Origin of the sequence: Ruegeria sp. ANG-S4, assembly GCF_000814005.1 — a bacterium.
Lineage (GTDB): Bacteria > Pseudomonadota > Alphaproteobacteria > Rhodobacterales > Rhodobacteraceae > Ruegeria.
Window position 1 is genome coordinate 1,009,950 of sequence record NZ_JWLK01000001.1, and the last position, 14,541, is coordinate 1,024,490.

Consider the following 14,541-nt stretch of genomic DNA (forward strand, 5'->3'; position numbering starts at 1 on the left):
GGTGCCCTACAGGGCATCGGGATGACATGGACCAGAGCAAGGAACAGGCCATAGCCCGCAAGGGTCGACATATCGGTATCGTCATCGCTGTAACGATGGTGATCTGGCTTGCCGTGACACTGTTCATTGGTCCTGCACTGGGAATGCCCGGGCGTTTTGCCCTGTTGTTCGACTTTGCTGCACTTGCGGGGTTCTTCTATGCGGGTGTCAACATTTTTCAACTCTGGCGCATGCGTCAGGACAGTCAAAGGTAACAGGCGATGCTGAAGGATCAGGACCGGATCTTTACCAATATCTACGGCATGCACGAGCGCACGTTGAAGGGCGCACAAGCCCGTGGGCATTGGGACGGCACAGCCGGCTTAATCGAAAAGGGTCGTGACTGGATCATTCAGACCATGAAAGACTCGGGCCTGCGCGGGCGCGGTGGCGCTGGGTTCCCGACTGGTCTGAAATGGTCGTTCATGCCCAAGGAAAGCGACGGTCGCCCGGCTTATCTGGTCGTGAACGCGGATGAATCCGAGCCCGGCACCTGCAAAGACCGTGAGATCATGCGCCATGATCCGCACACGTTGATCGAAGGTTGTCTGATCGCGTCTTTCGCAATGAATGCGCATACCTGCTATGTCTACCTGCGCGGTGAGTACATCCGCGAGCGCGAGGCGCTGCAAGCCGCAATCGACGAGGCTTATGACGCCGGTCTGTTGGGCAAGAACGCGGCTGGCTCAGGCTGGGATTTCGACCTGTTCCTGCATCACGGCGCGGGCGCGTATATCTGCGGCGAGGAAACGGCGTTGCTGGAAAGCCTTGAGGGTAAGAAAGGCATGCCGCGCATGAAGCCCCCGTTCCCGGCGGGTGCGGGGCTTTATGGCTGCCCGACTACGGTGAACAACGTCGAATCCATCGCTGTAGTGCCGACCATCCTGCGGCGCGGGGCGGATTGGTTCGCAGGCTTTGGCCGCCAAAACAATGCGGGAACCAAGCTATTTGCGATCTCGGGCCACGTGAACAACCCTTGCGTCGTCGAAGAGGCGATGTCGATCGGGTTCGAAGAATTGATCGAAACGCATTGCGGCGGTATTCGCGGCGGTTGGGACAATCTGCTGGCAGTGATCCCCGGTGGGTCGTCCGTTCCATGCGTGCGGGGCGAGAACATGCGCCATGCGATCATGGACTTCGACCATTTGCGCAATGATCTGGGATCGGGCCTTGGTACTGCGGCTGTCATCGTGATTGATAAATCCACCGATATCATCAAGGCGATCTGGCGGCTGTCGAAGTTTTACAAACACGAAAGCTGTGGCCAGTGTACGCCTTGCCGTGAAGGCACCGGCTGGATGATGCGCGTGATGGATCGTCTGGTGCGCGGCGAGGCCGAGTTGGACGAGATCGATATGCTGTTTGATGTCACCAAGCAGGTCGAGGGTCACACGATTTGCGCGTTGGGTGATGCGGCGGCCTGGCCGATTCAAGGCCTGATCCGAAACTTCCGGGAAGAGATTGAGGATCGTATCAAGGCGCAGAAGTCGGGCCGCACTGGGGCAATGGCGGCAGAGTGATGCGGATCGGTTCGAATATGGTGACTGGCTCTTGTGTCCAGAGAACGGCGGAAAACCATCGCGATGCAGTAAAAAAAGCATCGTGCAATTTGGTGCAGCATGAGCGAAAGACCCGGGCGTTGCGATCTGATGGCGCGTCTGCCTTTTTGGCACGCGCTTTGGTTGCGCCCGGAATGGGGGTTTGGTGAATGGAAATCTTTGCAGAATATTCGCACGCAATTGCGTCCCTGGTGATCTTTACTTTGATCATCCTGTTCATTTCGCCGTTCACATCTCTTGCCAAGCAAGGCAAAGGGTTGGCACCCGGCGCGGCACCGGATCAGGATTACGAAGACAAGGCATATCGTCTGAACCGGGTGTATCTAAACGGAACCGAGACGCTGCCCGCCTATTTGACCGTGACAGTCGCGGCCATCCTGTTGGGAGCGAGCCCTTTTTGGGTCAACCTGCTGGCTTCGATTGCGCTGGTTGCGCGGGTTGTCATGCTGGTGATCCATATTCGCGGTATCGGCAAGCCAAATGGCGGTTTGCGGTCAATCTTTTACGTTGTCGCCTGGGCCTGCATGTTCGTGCTGGGGCTTATGGCTTTGGTTGCGGCGTTCTGATGGCAGTGATGATGGAGCGCAACAATACAACCCTGCAGGTCGCTGCAGGACATAACATGGAAGCAAACGTTTTATGGTAAGAGTTCTGCCAACACTGTTGCTGTTAACACTCGCCTGCGCCTGCACAGTAAGGTCGGCAAGCGACCGGGTTCTGTTTGACGGAAAGTACTTCCGCGCAAGCGCGCGTTCGGTTGACAAAAGGGCCTCACCCGCAGACTTCACCGTCACAGTGAATGGAGTTTCCGCGTCACTTGATGGCGCGCGTGAGGCAGGCCGGTACGAAGCGACGCGGTTTTGTGTCCAGAACTTTGGATCGTCACGCATCGAATGGAAAGCCGGTCCCGACGCCGAACCTCAGACAATGCGGGTCGAGAATGACAAGCTGACCTTTTCCGGAAAGTGTCAGCGGCCATGACGATCAGGTGCCTGATAGCCAGAGCTTCGCGTTGCGTGTTATTGCATAACGCCCGGTCAGGCTTTCGTTCTGAAACAAGAAGAACGAAAGGAAAAACAATGACTATTGTGAAAGCTCTTACGTTATTCGGCGCCCTGATGGTTCCGGCAATAGCCGACGCAAAGCCGCCGCTTCGCGACGTGAAGGAAATCGACAACGAGCTTTACTACATCGCAATCGCCAACGAGATTTCCGAGTACTGCCCCTCAATCAGCGGGCGGCGTCTGAAAGCGATCAGCGTGATGTGGGGGCTCAGGTCCAAGGCCAACGAACTTGGCTACTCGGACAACGAAATTCGCGCCTATGTGGAGTCGGATGCCGAAAAGGACCGGATGCGCGCCAAGGGCGAGGCATATTTGGCGAAAAACGGCGTATCTTACAAAAAACCTGATACGTTCTGCACATTGGGCCGACAGGAAATCCAAAGAAACAGCGCCATCGGCGTTTATTTGAGGGCGAACTAGACCATGTCTGACCTCCGCAAGATCAATATCGACGGACAGGAAATCGAAGTCGACGGCGCGATGACCCTGATTCAGGCGTGCGAGCAGGCGGGGGTTGAAGTGCCGCGTTTCTGCTATCACGAGCGCCTTTCGATCGCCGGGAATTGCCGGATGTGTCTTGTCGAGGTTGTAGGCGGGCCGCCGAAGCCAGCAGCGTCCTGCGCCATGCAGGTTCGCGATTTGCGCCCCGGTCCCGAAGGCCAGCCGCCCGTGGTCAAAACGAATTCCCCGATGGTGAAGAAAGCACGCGAAGGCGTGATGGAGTTCCTGCTGATCAACCACCCGCTGGATTGCCCAATCTGCGATCAGGGTGGCGAATGCGATCTGCAGGATCAGGCGATGGCGTACGGAGTCTCGGGTTCACGCTTCAAGGAAGCCAAGCGTGCTGTCGACGATCTGGACCTTGGCCCGCTGGTGGGCACAGCGATGACGCGCTGCATCAGTTGCACGCGCTGCGTTCGCTTTACGACCGAGGTGGCCGGGATCACGCAGATGGGTCAGACCGGACGCGGTGAGGATGCCGAAATCACGTCGTACCTCAACCAGACGCTTGTATCGAACTTGCAGGGCAACATCATTGATCTTTGTCCCGTTGGTGCGCTGACGTCGAAACCTTATGCCTTCACGGCACGTCCCTGGGAACTGACCAAGACCGAGTCCATTGACGTTATGGACGCTTTGGGCTCGAACATTCGCGTCGATACCAAGGGGCGCGAGGTGATGCGCTTTCTGCCACGCAATCATGATGGGGTAAATGAAGAGTGGATCAGCGACAAAACCCGTTTCGTCTGGGACGGTCTGCGCCGTCAGCGCCTTGATCGGCCTTATGTACGAGAGAATGGCAAACTACGACCCGCCAGTTGGCCCGAAGCGCTGACAAAAGCGGCTGAGGCGTTTAAGGGCGCGTCGAAACCGGCGGGTATCATCGGCGACCTTGCTCCGGTAGAGGCCGCTTATGCTCTGAAACGGTTGATCGAAGGGCAGGGCGGTGTTGTCGAATGCCGAACCGACGGGGCGAAACTGCCCGCTGGCAATCGTGGTGCCTATGCCGGGACAGCGGCAATTGAAGACATTGATGCGGCGGAACGCATACTTCTGATCGGTACGAATCCACGCGACGAAGCGCCGGTGTTGAACGCCCGTATCCGCAAGGCTTGGGCACACGGGGCCGAGGTGGCGCTGGTCGGACCCAAAGCGGACCTGACCTACGACGTTCATCACATCGGTGATGACCGCGCAGCGCTTCAGAAAGTCCTCGACATGGACGCCGATGACGAGATCAAGGCCAAGCGGTCCTTGGTCATCGTTGGTCAGGGCGCGTTGCAAGAAGCGGATGGCGCTGCTGTGCTGGCTGCCGCGCAGACTGCGGCTGCGAACACGGAAAGCGGGCTGATTGTTTTGCACACCGCAGCCTCGCGCGTCGGAGCCATGGATGTGGATGCGACCAATGACGCCGGGATGGAAGCAATCAGCGCCGCGGATGTGATTTACAATCTCGGTGCCGATGAAGTTGAAATCCGGGACGGCGCCTTTGTCATCTACCAAGGCAGCCACGGAGACCGGGGCGCGCACCGTGCGGACGTGATCCTACCGGGTGCTGCCTATACCGAGGAAAATGGCCTGTTCGTGAACACCGAAGGTCGTCCGCAACTGGCGATGAGAGCGGGGTTTGCTCCGGGCGAAGCGAAGGAAAACTGGGCTATCCTGCGTGCCCTGTCAGCCGAGTTGGGGGCCGTTCTGCCTTTTGATACGCTGGCTCAGTTGCGGTCTGCACTGATCGACGCAGTGCCGCATCTTTCGCAGATTGACCATGTGATTGAGAATGAGTTTCAACAATTGGAGAGCGGCCCGCTGGGCGACGCACCCTTCCGAAATGCGATCCATGATTTCTATCTGACGAATCCGATCGCGCGGGCCTCGCAACTTATGGCCGAGCTTTCGGCGCAGGCAAAAGCGTTGAAATCCGAAAGGATCGCCGCAGAATGATCCGATCCACTGACATAATTCCGACGACCCACGGTGTGAGGACAAATGGCTGATTTCTTTAACACACCGGGCGGTGTCGCTCTGATCGTCCTGGCGCAGGTGATCGCCGTTGTGGCCTTTGTGATGATTTCGCTGCTGTTTCTTGTTTACGGCGACCGCAAAATCTGGGCTGCCGTTCAAATGCGCCGCGGCCCGAATGTTGTTGGCGCGTATGGATTGCTTCAAACGGTGGCGGACGCGCTCAAATACGTCGTCAAAGAGGTGGTCATACCTGCCGGCGCTGACCGCACGGTGTTCATCCTTGCACCGCTGACCTCATTTGTTCTGGCCATGATTGCGTGGGCGGTGATCCCGTTCAATGACGGTTGGGTTTTGTCAGATATCAACGTCGCCATTCTGTACGTCTTCGCGGTATCCTCGCTGGAGGTTTATGGCGTGATCATGGGCGGTTGGGCGTCCAACTCAAAGTACCCGTTCCTTGGCTCGCTGCGCTCTGCTGCGCAGATGATTTCTTACGAAGTCTCGATTGGATTGATCATCATCGGCGTGATCATATCGACCGGTTCGATGAACTTCGGCAACATTGTCGAGGCGCAAGATGGCCGATTTGGGTTCTTCAGCTGGTACTGGCTGCCACATTTCCCGATGGTCTTCCTGTTCTTCATTTCTGCGCTGGCCGAAACCAACCGGCCGCCGTTTGACCTGCCCGAGGCGGAATCGGAACTGGTCGCGGGCTATCAGGTCGAATACTCGGCTACGCCCTTCCTGCTGTTCATGGCAGGCGAGTACATCGCTATCTTCCTGATGTGCGCGCTGACCACGCTGCTGTTCTTCGGCGGCTGGCTGTCGCCGATCCCCGGCCTGCCTGACGGCGTGCTGTGGATGGTCGCCAAGATGGCGTTTTTCTTCTTCCTCTTCGCGATGGTCAAGGCAATCACGCCCCGCTACCGCTATGACCAACTGATGCGGCTGGGTTGGAAAGTTTTCCTTCCCTTTTCGCTGGCCTGGGTGGTCTTTGTTGCCTTCGCGGCGAGGTTTGACTGGTTCTGGGGCGCGTTTGCGCGCTGGGGAGCCGGGGGATGAGGGTGCGTCTTCGAAACCTCTTGATAGCTTGCGTTTTCATCGGTGGCAGCCCCGCTGCCAATGCGGAAAAAGCCACGCCCGATAACGTGCAAAGCCACTTAAAATTGCTTCAAAGGTTCTGTCCTGCTGAAGCTGAGTTTTTGCCCAAGCATGATGGAACTCTGGCGGCGAGGCTGGCAGGCCGCATACTCCCCGAGCCCCCAGAGTTGCCTGAGGATCAGTATTTAGCTTTTCTAAAAGCTTACCTTGGAGACGAGGTTTATACTGTTCTTTTCGCTGATATGGCGGTCTACGAGAAAAGATTGAAGGAAAAGCAACCGATTCCTGAGGACTTTAAGAAAAGGATGTTGGCACTTCTGCAGCTGTCGGAGTGTCTAAGTCTGACACGACAGGACAGAATATTGATTGATCAGTCATTGGAGACGGCAATTGAAATAGGTATCCTTGAGGTTCCAGAATCCTTCACAGCTGATCAAGTGGCTTCCGATATGAAGGACAGTCTGCTTCGGCAGATTAACGCTATGGAATGTCGGCGAGCTAACGAACACAATCGGCGAGTTCTCTCGATTGATCCGGAATCGTCCGACGTGGCTCAGCAGATAGATATCATCACGGAAGACACTGTCGAACGTTGTGAGGAGGCAGGCTGACCTATGACCCAAATCGACTACACCCGCGCTGCCAAATACTTCCTTCTGCAGGATTTCTGGGTCGGCATGAAACTGGGGCTGAAGTATTTCTTCGCTCCAAAGGCCACGGTGAACTACCCGCACGAAAAAGGCCCTCTGTCCCCACGGTTCCGAGGGGAGCACGCTCTGCGCCGTTATCCGAACGGCGAAGAGCGCTGCATCGCCTGCAAACTGTGTGAGGCGATCTGCCCGGCACAAGCGATCACCATCGACGCCGAACCGCGTGAAGACGGCTCCCGCCGTACCACGCGCTATGACATCGACATGACCAAGTGCATCTATTGTGGCTTCTGCCAGGAGGCCTGCCCGGTCGACGCAATTGTCGAAGGCCCGAATTTCGAGTTTGCGACTGAGACCCGGGAAGAGCTGTTCTACGATAAGGAAAAACTGCTGGACAACGGCGAACGCTGGGAAGCCGAGATTGCCCGAAATCTGGAAATGGACGCACCGTATCGCTGATGGGAACCTGGGGACCACATAGCTTTGAAAATGATACTGCGGCGGATCTTTTGGCGTCGCTGAAAGGGTGCGACCAGCCTTATGAACAGGCCGAGGCCGTGCGCGAGGCGTTGGAACAAGTCTTCACGACCACGATTGAGGATATGGAGGCGGATACCGGCGCTGCTGCTGTAGCAGGGGCTGAAATTGTGGCCTCGGCGCTTGGGCAGGCACAGAACGGAAAAGAAACTCCTTTCGATTTGGAAGCGTCGTTCAAGTTCTACGGCGACACCGCAGGCATGGCGCTAGCTGCGCTCGCACGTGTGGCGGACGAAGACTCGGAACTGTCAGAACTGTGGGCCGACGCGGGCGAGGGTAAAGAATGGCGCGACAGCATCGATGACCTGACCGCGCGGCTGATTGCAGCCGCGAAAACACATGATCTGAACATCGCTTTCACCCCGCCCGAGCCGGACTACAACCCGGAAGATGCGCTGCGCGCTGAGGTCGATCAGGTCTACGACGACATGATGTCCGAAATCGAACGGATCGCGGACAAGGCGGGCGGCGACCCACAGGTCGAAGTTTTGCGGCATCTGGTGCGAAAAATGAACCTGATCCATAAGGACATAAATAACATGCGGTACGTCGTGGTCGACAGCCTGGACGCGCTGACGGCCCGGATTGACGGTCTGGAGAAACAGCAGCAATGACCGATGAAACGAACCCTTTTGCCGCGATGATGCGTCAGGCACAGGACATGGCCAAGGTGCTGAATCCGGCGATGGAGAATTTCTCGCCCAAAGGGTTTGAGGCTTTGTGGCCGACCATGCCCAAGGAAGTCATGGAGATGATGTTTGGCAACACCGTCAACACTGAAGGCCTGGATGCCAAAACCCGCCTGCTGCTGACGCTCGCCGGGCTGACCTGTCAGGGCGCGCAGGCCGACACGGCCGTGCGTCAGACTGTGCGCCACGCGCTGGAGGCTGGGGCAAGGAAACAAGAGATCGTGGAAACGATCGGGCAGATGTCGGTTTTTGCCGGTATCCCGGCCATGACCCGCGCGCTGGATCTGGCGCAGGAGGTCCTGGACGACAACGAGGATGAGGATCAATGACCGTCTTTGCGTTCTATCTGTTCGCCATAAGCGCCATTGCCGGAGGGCTGTTCACGGTAATCAGCCGCCAGCCGGTACACTCGGTGCTTTGGCTGATCCTGTCCTTCCTGTCCTCTGCGGGGTTGTTCGTGTTGCTGGGCGCCGAATTCGTGGCGATGCTGCTGATCATCGTCTATGTCGGCGCGGTCGCGGTTCTGTTCCTGTTCGTTGTGATGATGCTGGATGTGGACTTTGCCGAACTCAAGGCCGAGATGGCGCGCTATATGCCGTTGGCCTTGCTGATCGGTCTCGTCATCCTCATGCAGTTCGTCATGGCCTTCGGGGCATGGGACAGCGCGCAGGGCACAGAGGCCAATCTGGCGCAGCCGATCCCAACAGACCGTCACAACACCGAGGCGCTGGGCGTCATCCTATACGATCAATACTTCCTTCTGTTCCAACTGGCGGGTCTGATCCTGCTGGTCGCCATGATCGGCGCCATTGTCCTGACGCTGCGCCACCGTCAGGACATCAAGCGTCAGGACATCGTCGGCCAGATGATGCGCGACCCGGCCAAGGCGATGGAGTTGAAGGACGTGAAACCGGGGCAGGGACTTTAGACGATGATCGGACTTGAACACTATCTCACGGTCGCGGCGACGCTGTTCGTGATCGGCATCTTCGGTCTCTTCCTGAACCGCAAGAATGTCATCATCTTGCTGATGAGTATCGAGTTGATGCTGCTGGCGGTGAATATCAACCTTGTGGCGTTTTCCAGTTTCCTCGGCGATCTGGTCGGGCAGGTGTTTACGCTGTTCGTGCTGACCGTTGCCGCAGCCGAGGCGGCGATTGGTCTGGCCATTCTGGTCTGCTTCTTCCGCAACCGTGGCACGATCGCGGTTGAAGACGTTAATATGATGAAGGGCTAAGAGATTATGGAAACCACCATCCTCTTTGCCCCGCTGGTGGGTGCGCTGCTTTGCGGGTTCGGCTGGAAATTCATCGGTGAAAAAGCTGCAATGTGGACCGCGACGGGCCTGCTGTTTCTGGCCTGCCTGCTGTCATGGATCGTGTTTTTCACCTTCGACGGTCAGACTCAGCAGATCGAGATCCTGCGCTGGATCGAAAGCGGTTCGCTTTCAACAAGCTGGGCCATACGTCTGGACCGGTTGACGGCGATCATGCTGATCGTGGTGACGACCGTCTCGGCGCTCGTTCACCTTTATTCCTTTGGCTACATGGACCATGACCCGCAATGGCGCGAGGGCGAGAGCTATAAGCCGCGTTTCTTTGCCTATCTGTCCTTTTTCACCTTTGCGATGCTGATGCTGGTGACAGCGGACAATCTGGTTCAGATGTTCTTTGGCTGGGAAGGCGTGGGCGTCGCCTCATACCTGCTGATCGGGTTCTACTATCGCAAACCCTCGGCAAACGCGGCGGCGATGAAAGCCTTCATCGTCAACCGCGTGGGTGATTTTGGCTTTGCACTGGGGATCTTCGCGCTGTTCTTCCTGACGGACAGCATCAATTTCTCGGACATCTTCGCGTCGGCTTCGACGCTGTCGGAAACGCAACTGAGCTTCCTTTGGGGCGAATGGAACGCGGTCGAAGTAATCTGTGTTCTGCTGTTCATCGGGGCGATGGGTAAATCGGCGCAGCTGATCCTGCACACCTGGTTGCCGGACGCGATGGAGGGTCCAACGCCTGTTTCGGCCCTGATCCACGCTGCGACCATGGTGACTGCGGGTGTGTTCCTTGTCTGCCGCATGTCGCCGCTGATGGAGTTCGCTCCGGGTGCAACCGGGTTTGTGACTTTCCTTGGAGCATCGACCGCGTTTTTCGCGGCGACGGTGGGTCTGGTGCAGACCGATATCAAGCGCGTCATTGCGTATTCGACCTGTTCGCAGCTTGGGTACATGTTCGTCGCGGCTGGCGTCGGGATGTATTCGGCGGCGATGTTCCACCTGCTGACGCATGCGTTCTTCAAAGCTCTGCTGTTCCTTGGCGCGGGCTCGGTGATCCATGCGATGCATCACGAGCAGGAGATGACCGAATACGGTGGGCTGCGAAAAAAAATCCCATATACCTTCTGGGCGATGATGATCGGCACGCTCGCGATCACCGGGGTTGGCATACCGCTGACACAAATCGGTTTCGCCGGGTTCCTGTCCAAGGACGCCATCATCGAAAGCGCTTATGCCGGCGGGACGGGCTTTGCGTTCTGGATGCTGGTGATCGCCGCCGTATTCACCGCCTTCTACAGTTGGCGTTTGATCTTCCTGACATTTTACGGCGAGCCGCGCGGCGACAAGCACACCCATGAGCACGCGCATGAAAGCCCGATGGTCATGCTGGTACCGCTGGGTGTTTTATCACTGGGCGCGGTCTTTGCCGGAATGATCTGGTACAGTAATTTCTTTGGTCATGCGGATCAGGTTGGCAAGTTTTACGGCATTCCGGTTGCCTCTGCCGCTGAGCATGCAGTGACTGATGATCATGGCACCCAAGAGGCATCGCATGGTGATGACAGCCATGCGGACGAAGGCCATGGTGAAGCCGTGCATGAGAGCGATGGCCACGGAGAAAAAGACGCCCACGGCGGCGATCATCATTATGCGTTTGTCGGAGAACCGGGTGAGGGCGCGCTTTACATAGCGCCGGATAACACCGTGCTCGACGACGCCCATGCGGTACCGAAATGGGTCAAGGTTTCGCCCTTCGCCGCGATGTTGCTCGGGTTTTTGGTGGCCTACTGGTTCTATATCGTGAACACCGCGCTGCCCGCGCGTTTGGCGGCGAACCAGCGTCCGCTTTACCTGTTCCTGTTGAACAAGTGGTACTTTGACGAAATCTACGACGCGGTATTTGTCAAACCAACTGTGGCGATTGGACGGTTCTTGTGGAAACGCGGCGATGGTAACGCGATCGACGGCTTCCTGAACGGGGTTGCGATGGGCGTCGTGCCCTTTTTCACCCGCCTGGCTGGGAAGGCCCAGACGGGTTACATCTTTACCTACGCCTTCTGGATGGTTCTGGGAATTGCGGCCCTGGTCACCTGGATGACGATCGGCGGAGGTGCGCAGTAATGGACAACATCCTATCCATCGTCACCTTCATCCCGGCAATCTCGGCAGGCCTGATGGCTGTGTTCCTTTATGGCGACGACGCGGCCGCGCAGCGTAACGCCAAGTGGATTGCGTTGTTGGCGACAACCGTGACGTTTTTGGTGTCAATCGGCATCTATACCGGCTTTGACCCTTCAAACACCGGCTTTCAAATGGTCGAGGAAGGCCAATGGCTGCTTGGCCTGAAATACAAAATGGGTGTGGATGGGATCAGCGTTCTGTTCGTTCTGCTGACGACCTTCATCATGCCACTGACCATTCTGGCCAGTTGGAATGTGACAGACCGCGTCAAGGAATACATGATCGCTTTCCTGTTGCTGGAAACGCTGATGCTGGGCGTGTTCATGGCGCTGGACCTGGTGTTGTTCTACCTGTTCTTCGAAGCCGGTCTGATCCCGATGTTCCTGATCATCGGCATCTGGGGTGGGGCGAACCGCATTTATGCCAGCTTCAAGTTCTTCCTCTACACCTTCCTCGGCTCGGTGCTGATGCTTGTGGCGATGGTCGCGATGTATGCGGATGCAGGCACCACGGATATTGAGGCGCTGATGAGCCATCAGTTCTCGTCCGAAGGCTTCAGCGTGTTGGGCATCTATATCGTCGGCGGTATGCAAACGCTGATGTTCCTGGCCTTCTTCGCGTCGTTCGCGGTGAAAATGCCGATGTGGCCGGTGCATACCTGGCTGCCGGATGCGCACGTTCAGGCCCCGACTGCGGGTTCGGTCGTGCTGGCGGCGATCCTGTTGAAGATGGGCGGCTATGGCTTCCTGCGGTTCAGCCTTCCGATGTTCCCGGTCGGCTCGGCGGTAATGACCGATCTGGTGCTGTGGATGTCGGCGATTGCGGTGGTCTACACCTCCCTTGTCGCGCTGGTGCAGGAGGATATGAAAAAGCTGATCGCCTATTCCTCGGTCGCGCATATGGGCTTTGTCACCATGGGCATCTTTGCGGCGAACCAGCAGGGTATTGACGGCGCAATCTTCCAGATGCTCAGCCACGGCTTTATCTCGGCTGCGTTGTTCCTGTGTGTGGGTGTGATCTATGACCGGATGCACACCCGCGATATCGAGGCTTATGGTGGTCTGGTCATCCGCATGCCCGCCTATGCGCTGGTCTTCATGCTGTTTACGATGGCCAATGTCGGCCTGCCGGGAACTTCCGGTTTTATCGGTGAGTTCCTGACCCTGATGGGCGCGTTCCAAGTCAACACCTGGGTGACAGCGGTGGCCGCAACCGGCGTGATTTTCTCGGCTGGGTATGCACTCTGGCTTTATCGCCGCGTGGTTTTTGGCGATCTGATCAAAGAGAGCCTGAAATCCATCACCGATATGAGCTCGCGCGAGCGGCTGATCTTCGCCCCTTTGATCCTTATGACCATTTTGCTGGGTGTCTACCCATCGTTGGTGACGGATGTAATCGGCGATTCCACCGCTGCATTGATAACGAATTACGACATGGCCCTGGCCGCGGCTGAGGCCGCGACCCAAACGGCCGCATCGCAGTAAGGAGGCTTTGGAGACATGATCCAGGCTGATCTGACAATAATCCTGCCCGAGATCGTGCTGGCGGTCTATGCGATGGCGGCGCTGATCGGGGCGGTTTACACAACCAAGGATGGTTTGGCACCGGTCCTTGTATGGACCACAGCTGGGCTCATGGCTTTGCTTGCGATCTGGATTGCGGTGGATGGCGACGGCACAAATGTGGCCTTCAACGGCATGTTCATTGACGACAGCTTTGCGCGGTTTGCAAAGGTCGCGATCCTGCTGTCTGCGGCGGCTGTGCTGTTGATGAGCCAGGACTACATGGCCCGCCGCGACCTGTTGCGGTTTGAATACCCGTTGCTGGTTGCCTTGGCCGCGGTTGGCATGATGATGATGGTCAGCGCAGGGGATCTGATGTCGCTGTACATGGGGCTTGAGCTGCAATCCCTGTCCCTGTACGTCGTGGCCGCCCTGCGGCGCGATAGCGCCAAGTCGACCGAAGCGGGGTTAAAGTACTTTGTGCTCGGTGCTCTCAGCTCGGGGTTGCTGCTGTATGGCGCCTCGCTGGTTTACGGCTTTACCGGCACCACGCTGTTTTCGGGTATTATCCAAACGGTACAAGAAGGTGACGTATCGCTTGGCCTTCTGTTCGGTCTGATCTTTCTGATCTCAGGTCTGGCTTTCAAGGTGTCCGCCGTGCCGTTCCACATGTGGACACCAGATGTTTACGAGGGCTCGCCGACGCCGATAACGGCCTTTTTCGCCACGGCGCCGAAAGTTGCGGCGATGGCGTTGTTTGCCCGCCTGATGCATGACGCCTTTGGTGGTGTGGTCAAAGACTGGCAGCAAGTGATCGTACTGCTGTCGGTTCTGTCCATGTTGCTGGGCGCGGTCGCAGCCATTGGTCAACGCGACATCAAGCGCCTGATGGCGTTTTCGTCAATTGCGCATATGGGCTATGCCCTGATCGGTCTGGCAGCGGGCACCGAGTTGGGCATCAAGGCAATGCTGATGTATCTGGCCATTTACGTGACCATGAACATCGGCACTTTTGCCTTCATCCTCATGATGGAAAGGGATGGCAAACCCGTCACTGATATCGACGCGTTGCGCCAATTCGCCAAACGTGATCCGGGCAAGGCGCTGGCGGTTCTGATCCTGATGTTCAGCCTTGCGGGCGTTCCGCCGATGCTGGGCTTTTTTGCCAAGTTTGGCGTCTGGCAAGCGGGTATCGAAGCGGGGTTGACCGGATTGGTGATCGTCTCGGCCATCGCATCGGTGATCGGTGCCTTCTATTACCTGCGTATCGTCTACTACATGTATTTCGGAGACGAGAACGAAGACCCGATCGAAACCCGGTCGTCACCGGTTCTTTGGGGCGCTTTGATGGGGTCTGCAGCTTTGATGCTGGTTGGCGTCGTTTACCAATTTGGCATTGAAGGCGCGGCGGCAGCTGCGGCGGCTACACTTGTCCAATAAAGTGACTGGGTCAGTTTTCAGGCGGCTGGAGCCAAATATC

General features: G+C 57.3%; 16 protein-coding genes. All 16 read left to right on the forward strand.

Translation table 11 applies throughout. The features are described 5' to 3' along the window. Window positions 1–26 precede the first annotated feature (26 nt). Window positions 27–254, forward strand: a complete 228-nt coding sequence (locus RA28_RS05095) for a DUF5337 domain-containing protein (RefSeq protein WP_039524250.1) — start codon at window positions 27–29, stop codon at window positions 252–254. A 6-nt stretch (window positions 255–260) separates the two neighbouring features. Then, window positions 261–1,559, forward strand: coding sequence for an NADH-quinone oxidoreductase subunit NuoF (gene nuoF, locus RA28_RS05100; RefSeq protein WP_039524252.1), 1,299 nt, complete (start codon window positions 261–263; stop codon window positions 1,557–1,559). A 188-nt stretch (window positions 1,560–1,747) separates the two neighbouring features. Continuing rightward, window positions 1,748–2,164 carry an MAPEG family protein gene (locus RA28_RS05110; RefSeq protein WP_039524256.1) on the forward strand — a complete coding sequence of 139 codons (417 nt, stop codon included), beginning with the start codon at window positions 1,748–1,750 and terminating at the stop codon, window positions 2,162–2,164. Window positions 2,165–2,237: 73 nt separating this feature from the next. Further along, window positions 2,238–2,579: a hypothetical protein gene (locus RA28_RS05115; protein WP_039524259.1), complete on the forward strand. Its 342-nt coding sequence runs from the start codon at window positions 2,238–2,240 to the stop codon at window positions 2,577–2,579. Window positions 2,580–2,677: 98 nt separating this feature from the next. Then, window positions 2,678–3,082 carry a DUF5333 domain-containing protein gene (locus RA28_RS05120; RefSeq protein ID WP_052261267.1) on the forward strand — a complete coding sequence of 135 codons (405 nt, stop codon included), beginning with the start codon at window positions 2,678–2,680 and terminating at the stop codon, window positions 3,080–3,082. Window positions 3,083–3,085: 3 nt separating this feature from the next. Then, the gene (gene nuoG / locus RA28_RS05125; RefSeq protein ID WP_039524261.1) at window positions 3,086–5,107 is read left to right on the forward strand and encodes an NADH-quinone oxidoreductase subunit NuoG; all 2,022 of its coding nucleotides are present in this window, start codon (window positions 3,086–3,088) and stop codon (window positions 5,105–5,107) included. A 45-nt stretch (window positions 5,108–5,152) separates the two neighbouring features. After that, a complete protein-coding gene (nuoH, locus tag RA28_RS05130; protein ID WP_039524262.1) occupies window positions 5,153–6,190 on the forward strand; it encodes an NADH-quinone oxidoreductase subunit NuoH in 1,038 nt (345 codons plus the stop codon). Continuing rightward, window positions 6,187–6,840 carry a hypothetical protein gene (locus RA28_RS05135; RefSeq protein WP_039524263.1) on the forward strand — a complete coding sequence of 218 codons (654 nt, stop codon included), beginning with the start codon at window positions 6,187–6,189 and terminating at the stop codon, window positions 6,838–6,840. The genes nuoH and RA28_RS05135 overlap by 4 nt, the downstream gene beginning before the upstream one ends. A gap of 3 nt (window positions 6,841–6,843) precedes the next feature. Further along, entirely contained in the window at window positions 6,844–7,338 is a 495-nt protein-coding gene (gene nuoI, locus RA28_RS05140) for an NADH-quinone oxidoreductase subunit NuoI (protein WP_039524264.1), read from the forward strand. Next, window positions 7,338–8,030, forward strand: a complete 693-nt coding sequence (locus RA28_RS22160) for a DUF4259 domain-containing protein (protein WP_052261268.1) — start codon at window positions 7,338–7,340, stop codon at window positions 8,028–8,030. Before nuoI ends, RA28_RS22160 begins: the two co-directional genes overlap by 1 nt. Beyond that, complete coding sequence (locus RA28_RS05150; RefSeq protein ID WP_039524266.1) at window positions 8,027–8,434, forward strand: carboxymuconolactone decarboxylase family protein; 408 nt, start codon at window positions 8,027–8,029, stop codon at window positions 8,432–8,434. The genes RA28_RS22160 and RA28_RS05150 overlap by 4 nt, the downstream gene beginning before the upstream one ends. Next, window positions 8,431–9,033, forward strand: coding sequence for an NADH-quinone oxidoreductase subunit J (locus tag RA28_RS05155; protein WP_039524268.1), 603 nt, complete (start codon window positions 8,431–8,433; stop codon window positions 9,031–9,033). Before RA28_RS05150 ends, RA28_RS05155 begins: the two co-directional genes overlap by 4 nt. 3 nt (window positions 9,034–9,036) lie before the next feature. Continuing rightward, window positions 9,037–9,342 (forward strand): NADH-quinone oxidoreductase subunit NuoK, encoded by a 306-nt coding sequence (gene nuoK / locus RA28_RS05160; RefSeq protein WP_005984024.1) that lies wholly within the window; start codon window positions 9,037–9,039, stop codon window positions 9,340–9,342. 6 nt (window positions 9,343–9,348) lie between these two features. Further along, window positions 9,349–11,499, forward strand: coding sequence for an NADH-quinone oxidoreductase subunit L (gene nuoL, locus RA28_RS05165; RefSeq protein WP_039524273.1), 2,151 nt, complete (start codon window positions 9,349–9,351; stop codon window positions 11,497–11,499). Continuing rightward, window positions 11,499–13,043 (forward strand): NADH-quinone oxidoreductase subunit M, encoded by a 1,545-nt coding sequence (locus tag RA28_RS05170; protein WP_039524275.1) that lies wholly within the window; start codon window positions 11,499–11,501, stop codon window positions 13,041–13,043. Before nuoL ends, RA28_RS05170 begins: the two co-directional genes overlap by 1 nt. 15 nt (window positions 13,044–13,058) lie before the next feature. Then, window positions 13,059–14,501, forward strand: a complete 1,443-nt coding sequence (nuoN, locus tag RA28_RS05175; protein WP_039524277.1) for an NADH-quinone oxidoreductase subunit NuoN — start codon at window positions 13,059–13,061, stop codon at window positions 14,499–14,501. Window positions 14,502–14,541 lie beyond the last annotated feature (40 nt).

What these genes read in the sequence shown, in the direction of transcription:
- RA28_RS05095 (WP_039524250.1), top strand. Translation starts at nt 27, where the DNA reads ATGGACCAGAGCAAGGAACAGGCCATAGCCCGCAAGGGTCGACATATC.
- nuoF (WP_039524252.1), top strand. Translation starts at nt 261, where the DNA reads ATGCTGAAGGATCAGGACCGGATCTTTACCAATATCTACGGCATGCAC.
- RA28_RS05110 (WP_039524256.1), top strand. Translation starts at nt 1,748, where the DNA reads ATGGAAATCTTTGCAGAATATTCGCACGCAATTGCGTCCCTGGTGATC.
- RA28_RS05115 (WP_039524259.1), top strand. Translation starts at nt 2,238, where the DNA reads ATGGTAAGAGTTCTGCCAACACTGTTGCTGTTAACACTCGCCTGCGCC.
- RA28_RS05120 (WP_052261267.1), top strand. Translation starts at nt 2,678, where the DNA reads ATGACTATTGTGAAAGCTCTTACGTTATTCGGCGCCCTGATGGTTCCG.
- nuoG (WP_039524261.1), top strand. Translation starts at nt 3,086, where the DNA reads ATGTCTGACCTCCGCAAGATCAATATCGACGGACAGGAAATCGAAGTC.
- nuoH (WP_039524262.1), top strand. Translation starts at nt 5,153, where the DNA reads ATGGCTGATTTCTTTAACACACCGGGCGGTGTCGCTCTGATCGTCCTG.
- RA28_RS05135 (WP_039524263.1), top strand. Translation starts at nt 6,187, where the DNA reads ATGAGGGTGCGTCTTCGAAACCTCTTGATAGCTTGCGTTTTCATCGGT.
- nuoI (WP_039524264.1), top strand. Translation starts at nt 6,844, where the DNA reads ATGACCCAAATCGACTACACCCGCGCTGCCAAATACTTCCTTCTGCAG.
- RA28_RS22160 (WP_052261268.1), top strand. Translation starts at nt 7,338, where the DNA reads ATGGGAACCTGGGGACCACATAGCTTTGAAAATGATACTGCGGCGGAT.
- RA28_RS05150 (WP_039524266.1), top strand. Translation starts at nt 8,027, where the DNA reads ATGACCGATGAAACGAACCCTTTTGCCGCGATGATGCGTCAGGCACAG.
- RA28_RS05155 (WP_039524268.1), top strand. Translation starts at nt 8,431, where the DNA reads ATGACCGTCTTTGCGTTCTATCTGTTCGCCATAAGCGCCATTGCCGGA.
- nuoK (WP_005984024.1), top strand. Translation starts at nt 9,037, where the DNA reads ATGATCGGACTTGAACACTATCTCACGGTCGCGGCGACGCTGTTCGTG.
- nuoL (WP_039524273.1), top strand. Translation starts at nt 9,349, where the DNA reads ATGGAAACCACCATCCTCTTTGCCCCGCTGGTGGGTGCGCTGCTTTGC.
- RA28_RS05170 (WP_039524275.1), top strand. Translation starts at nt 11,499, where the DNA reads ATGGACAACATCCTATCCATCGTCACCTTCATCCCGGCAATCTCGGCA.
- nuoN (WP_039524277.1), top strand. Translation starts at nt 13,059, where the DNA reads ATGATCCAGGCTGATCTGACAATAATCCTGCCCGAGATCGTGCTGGCG.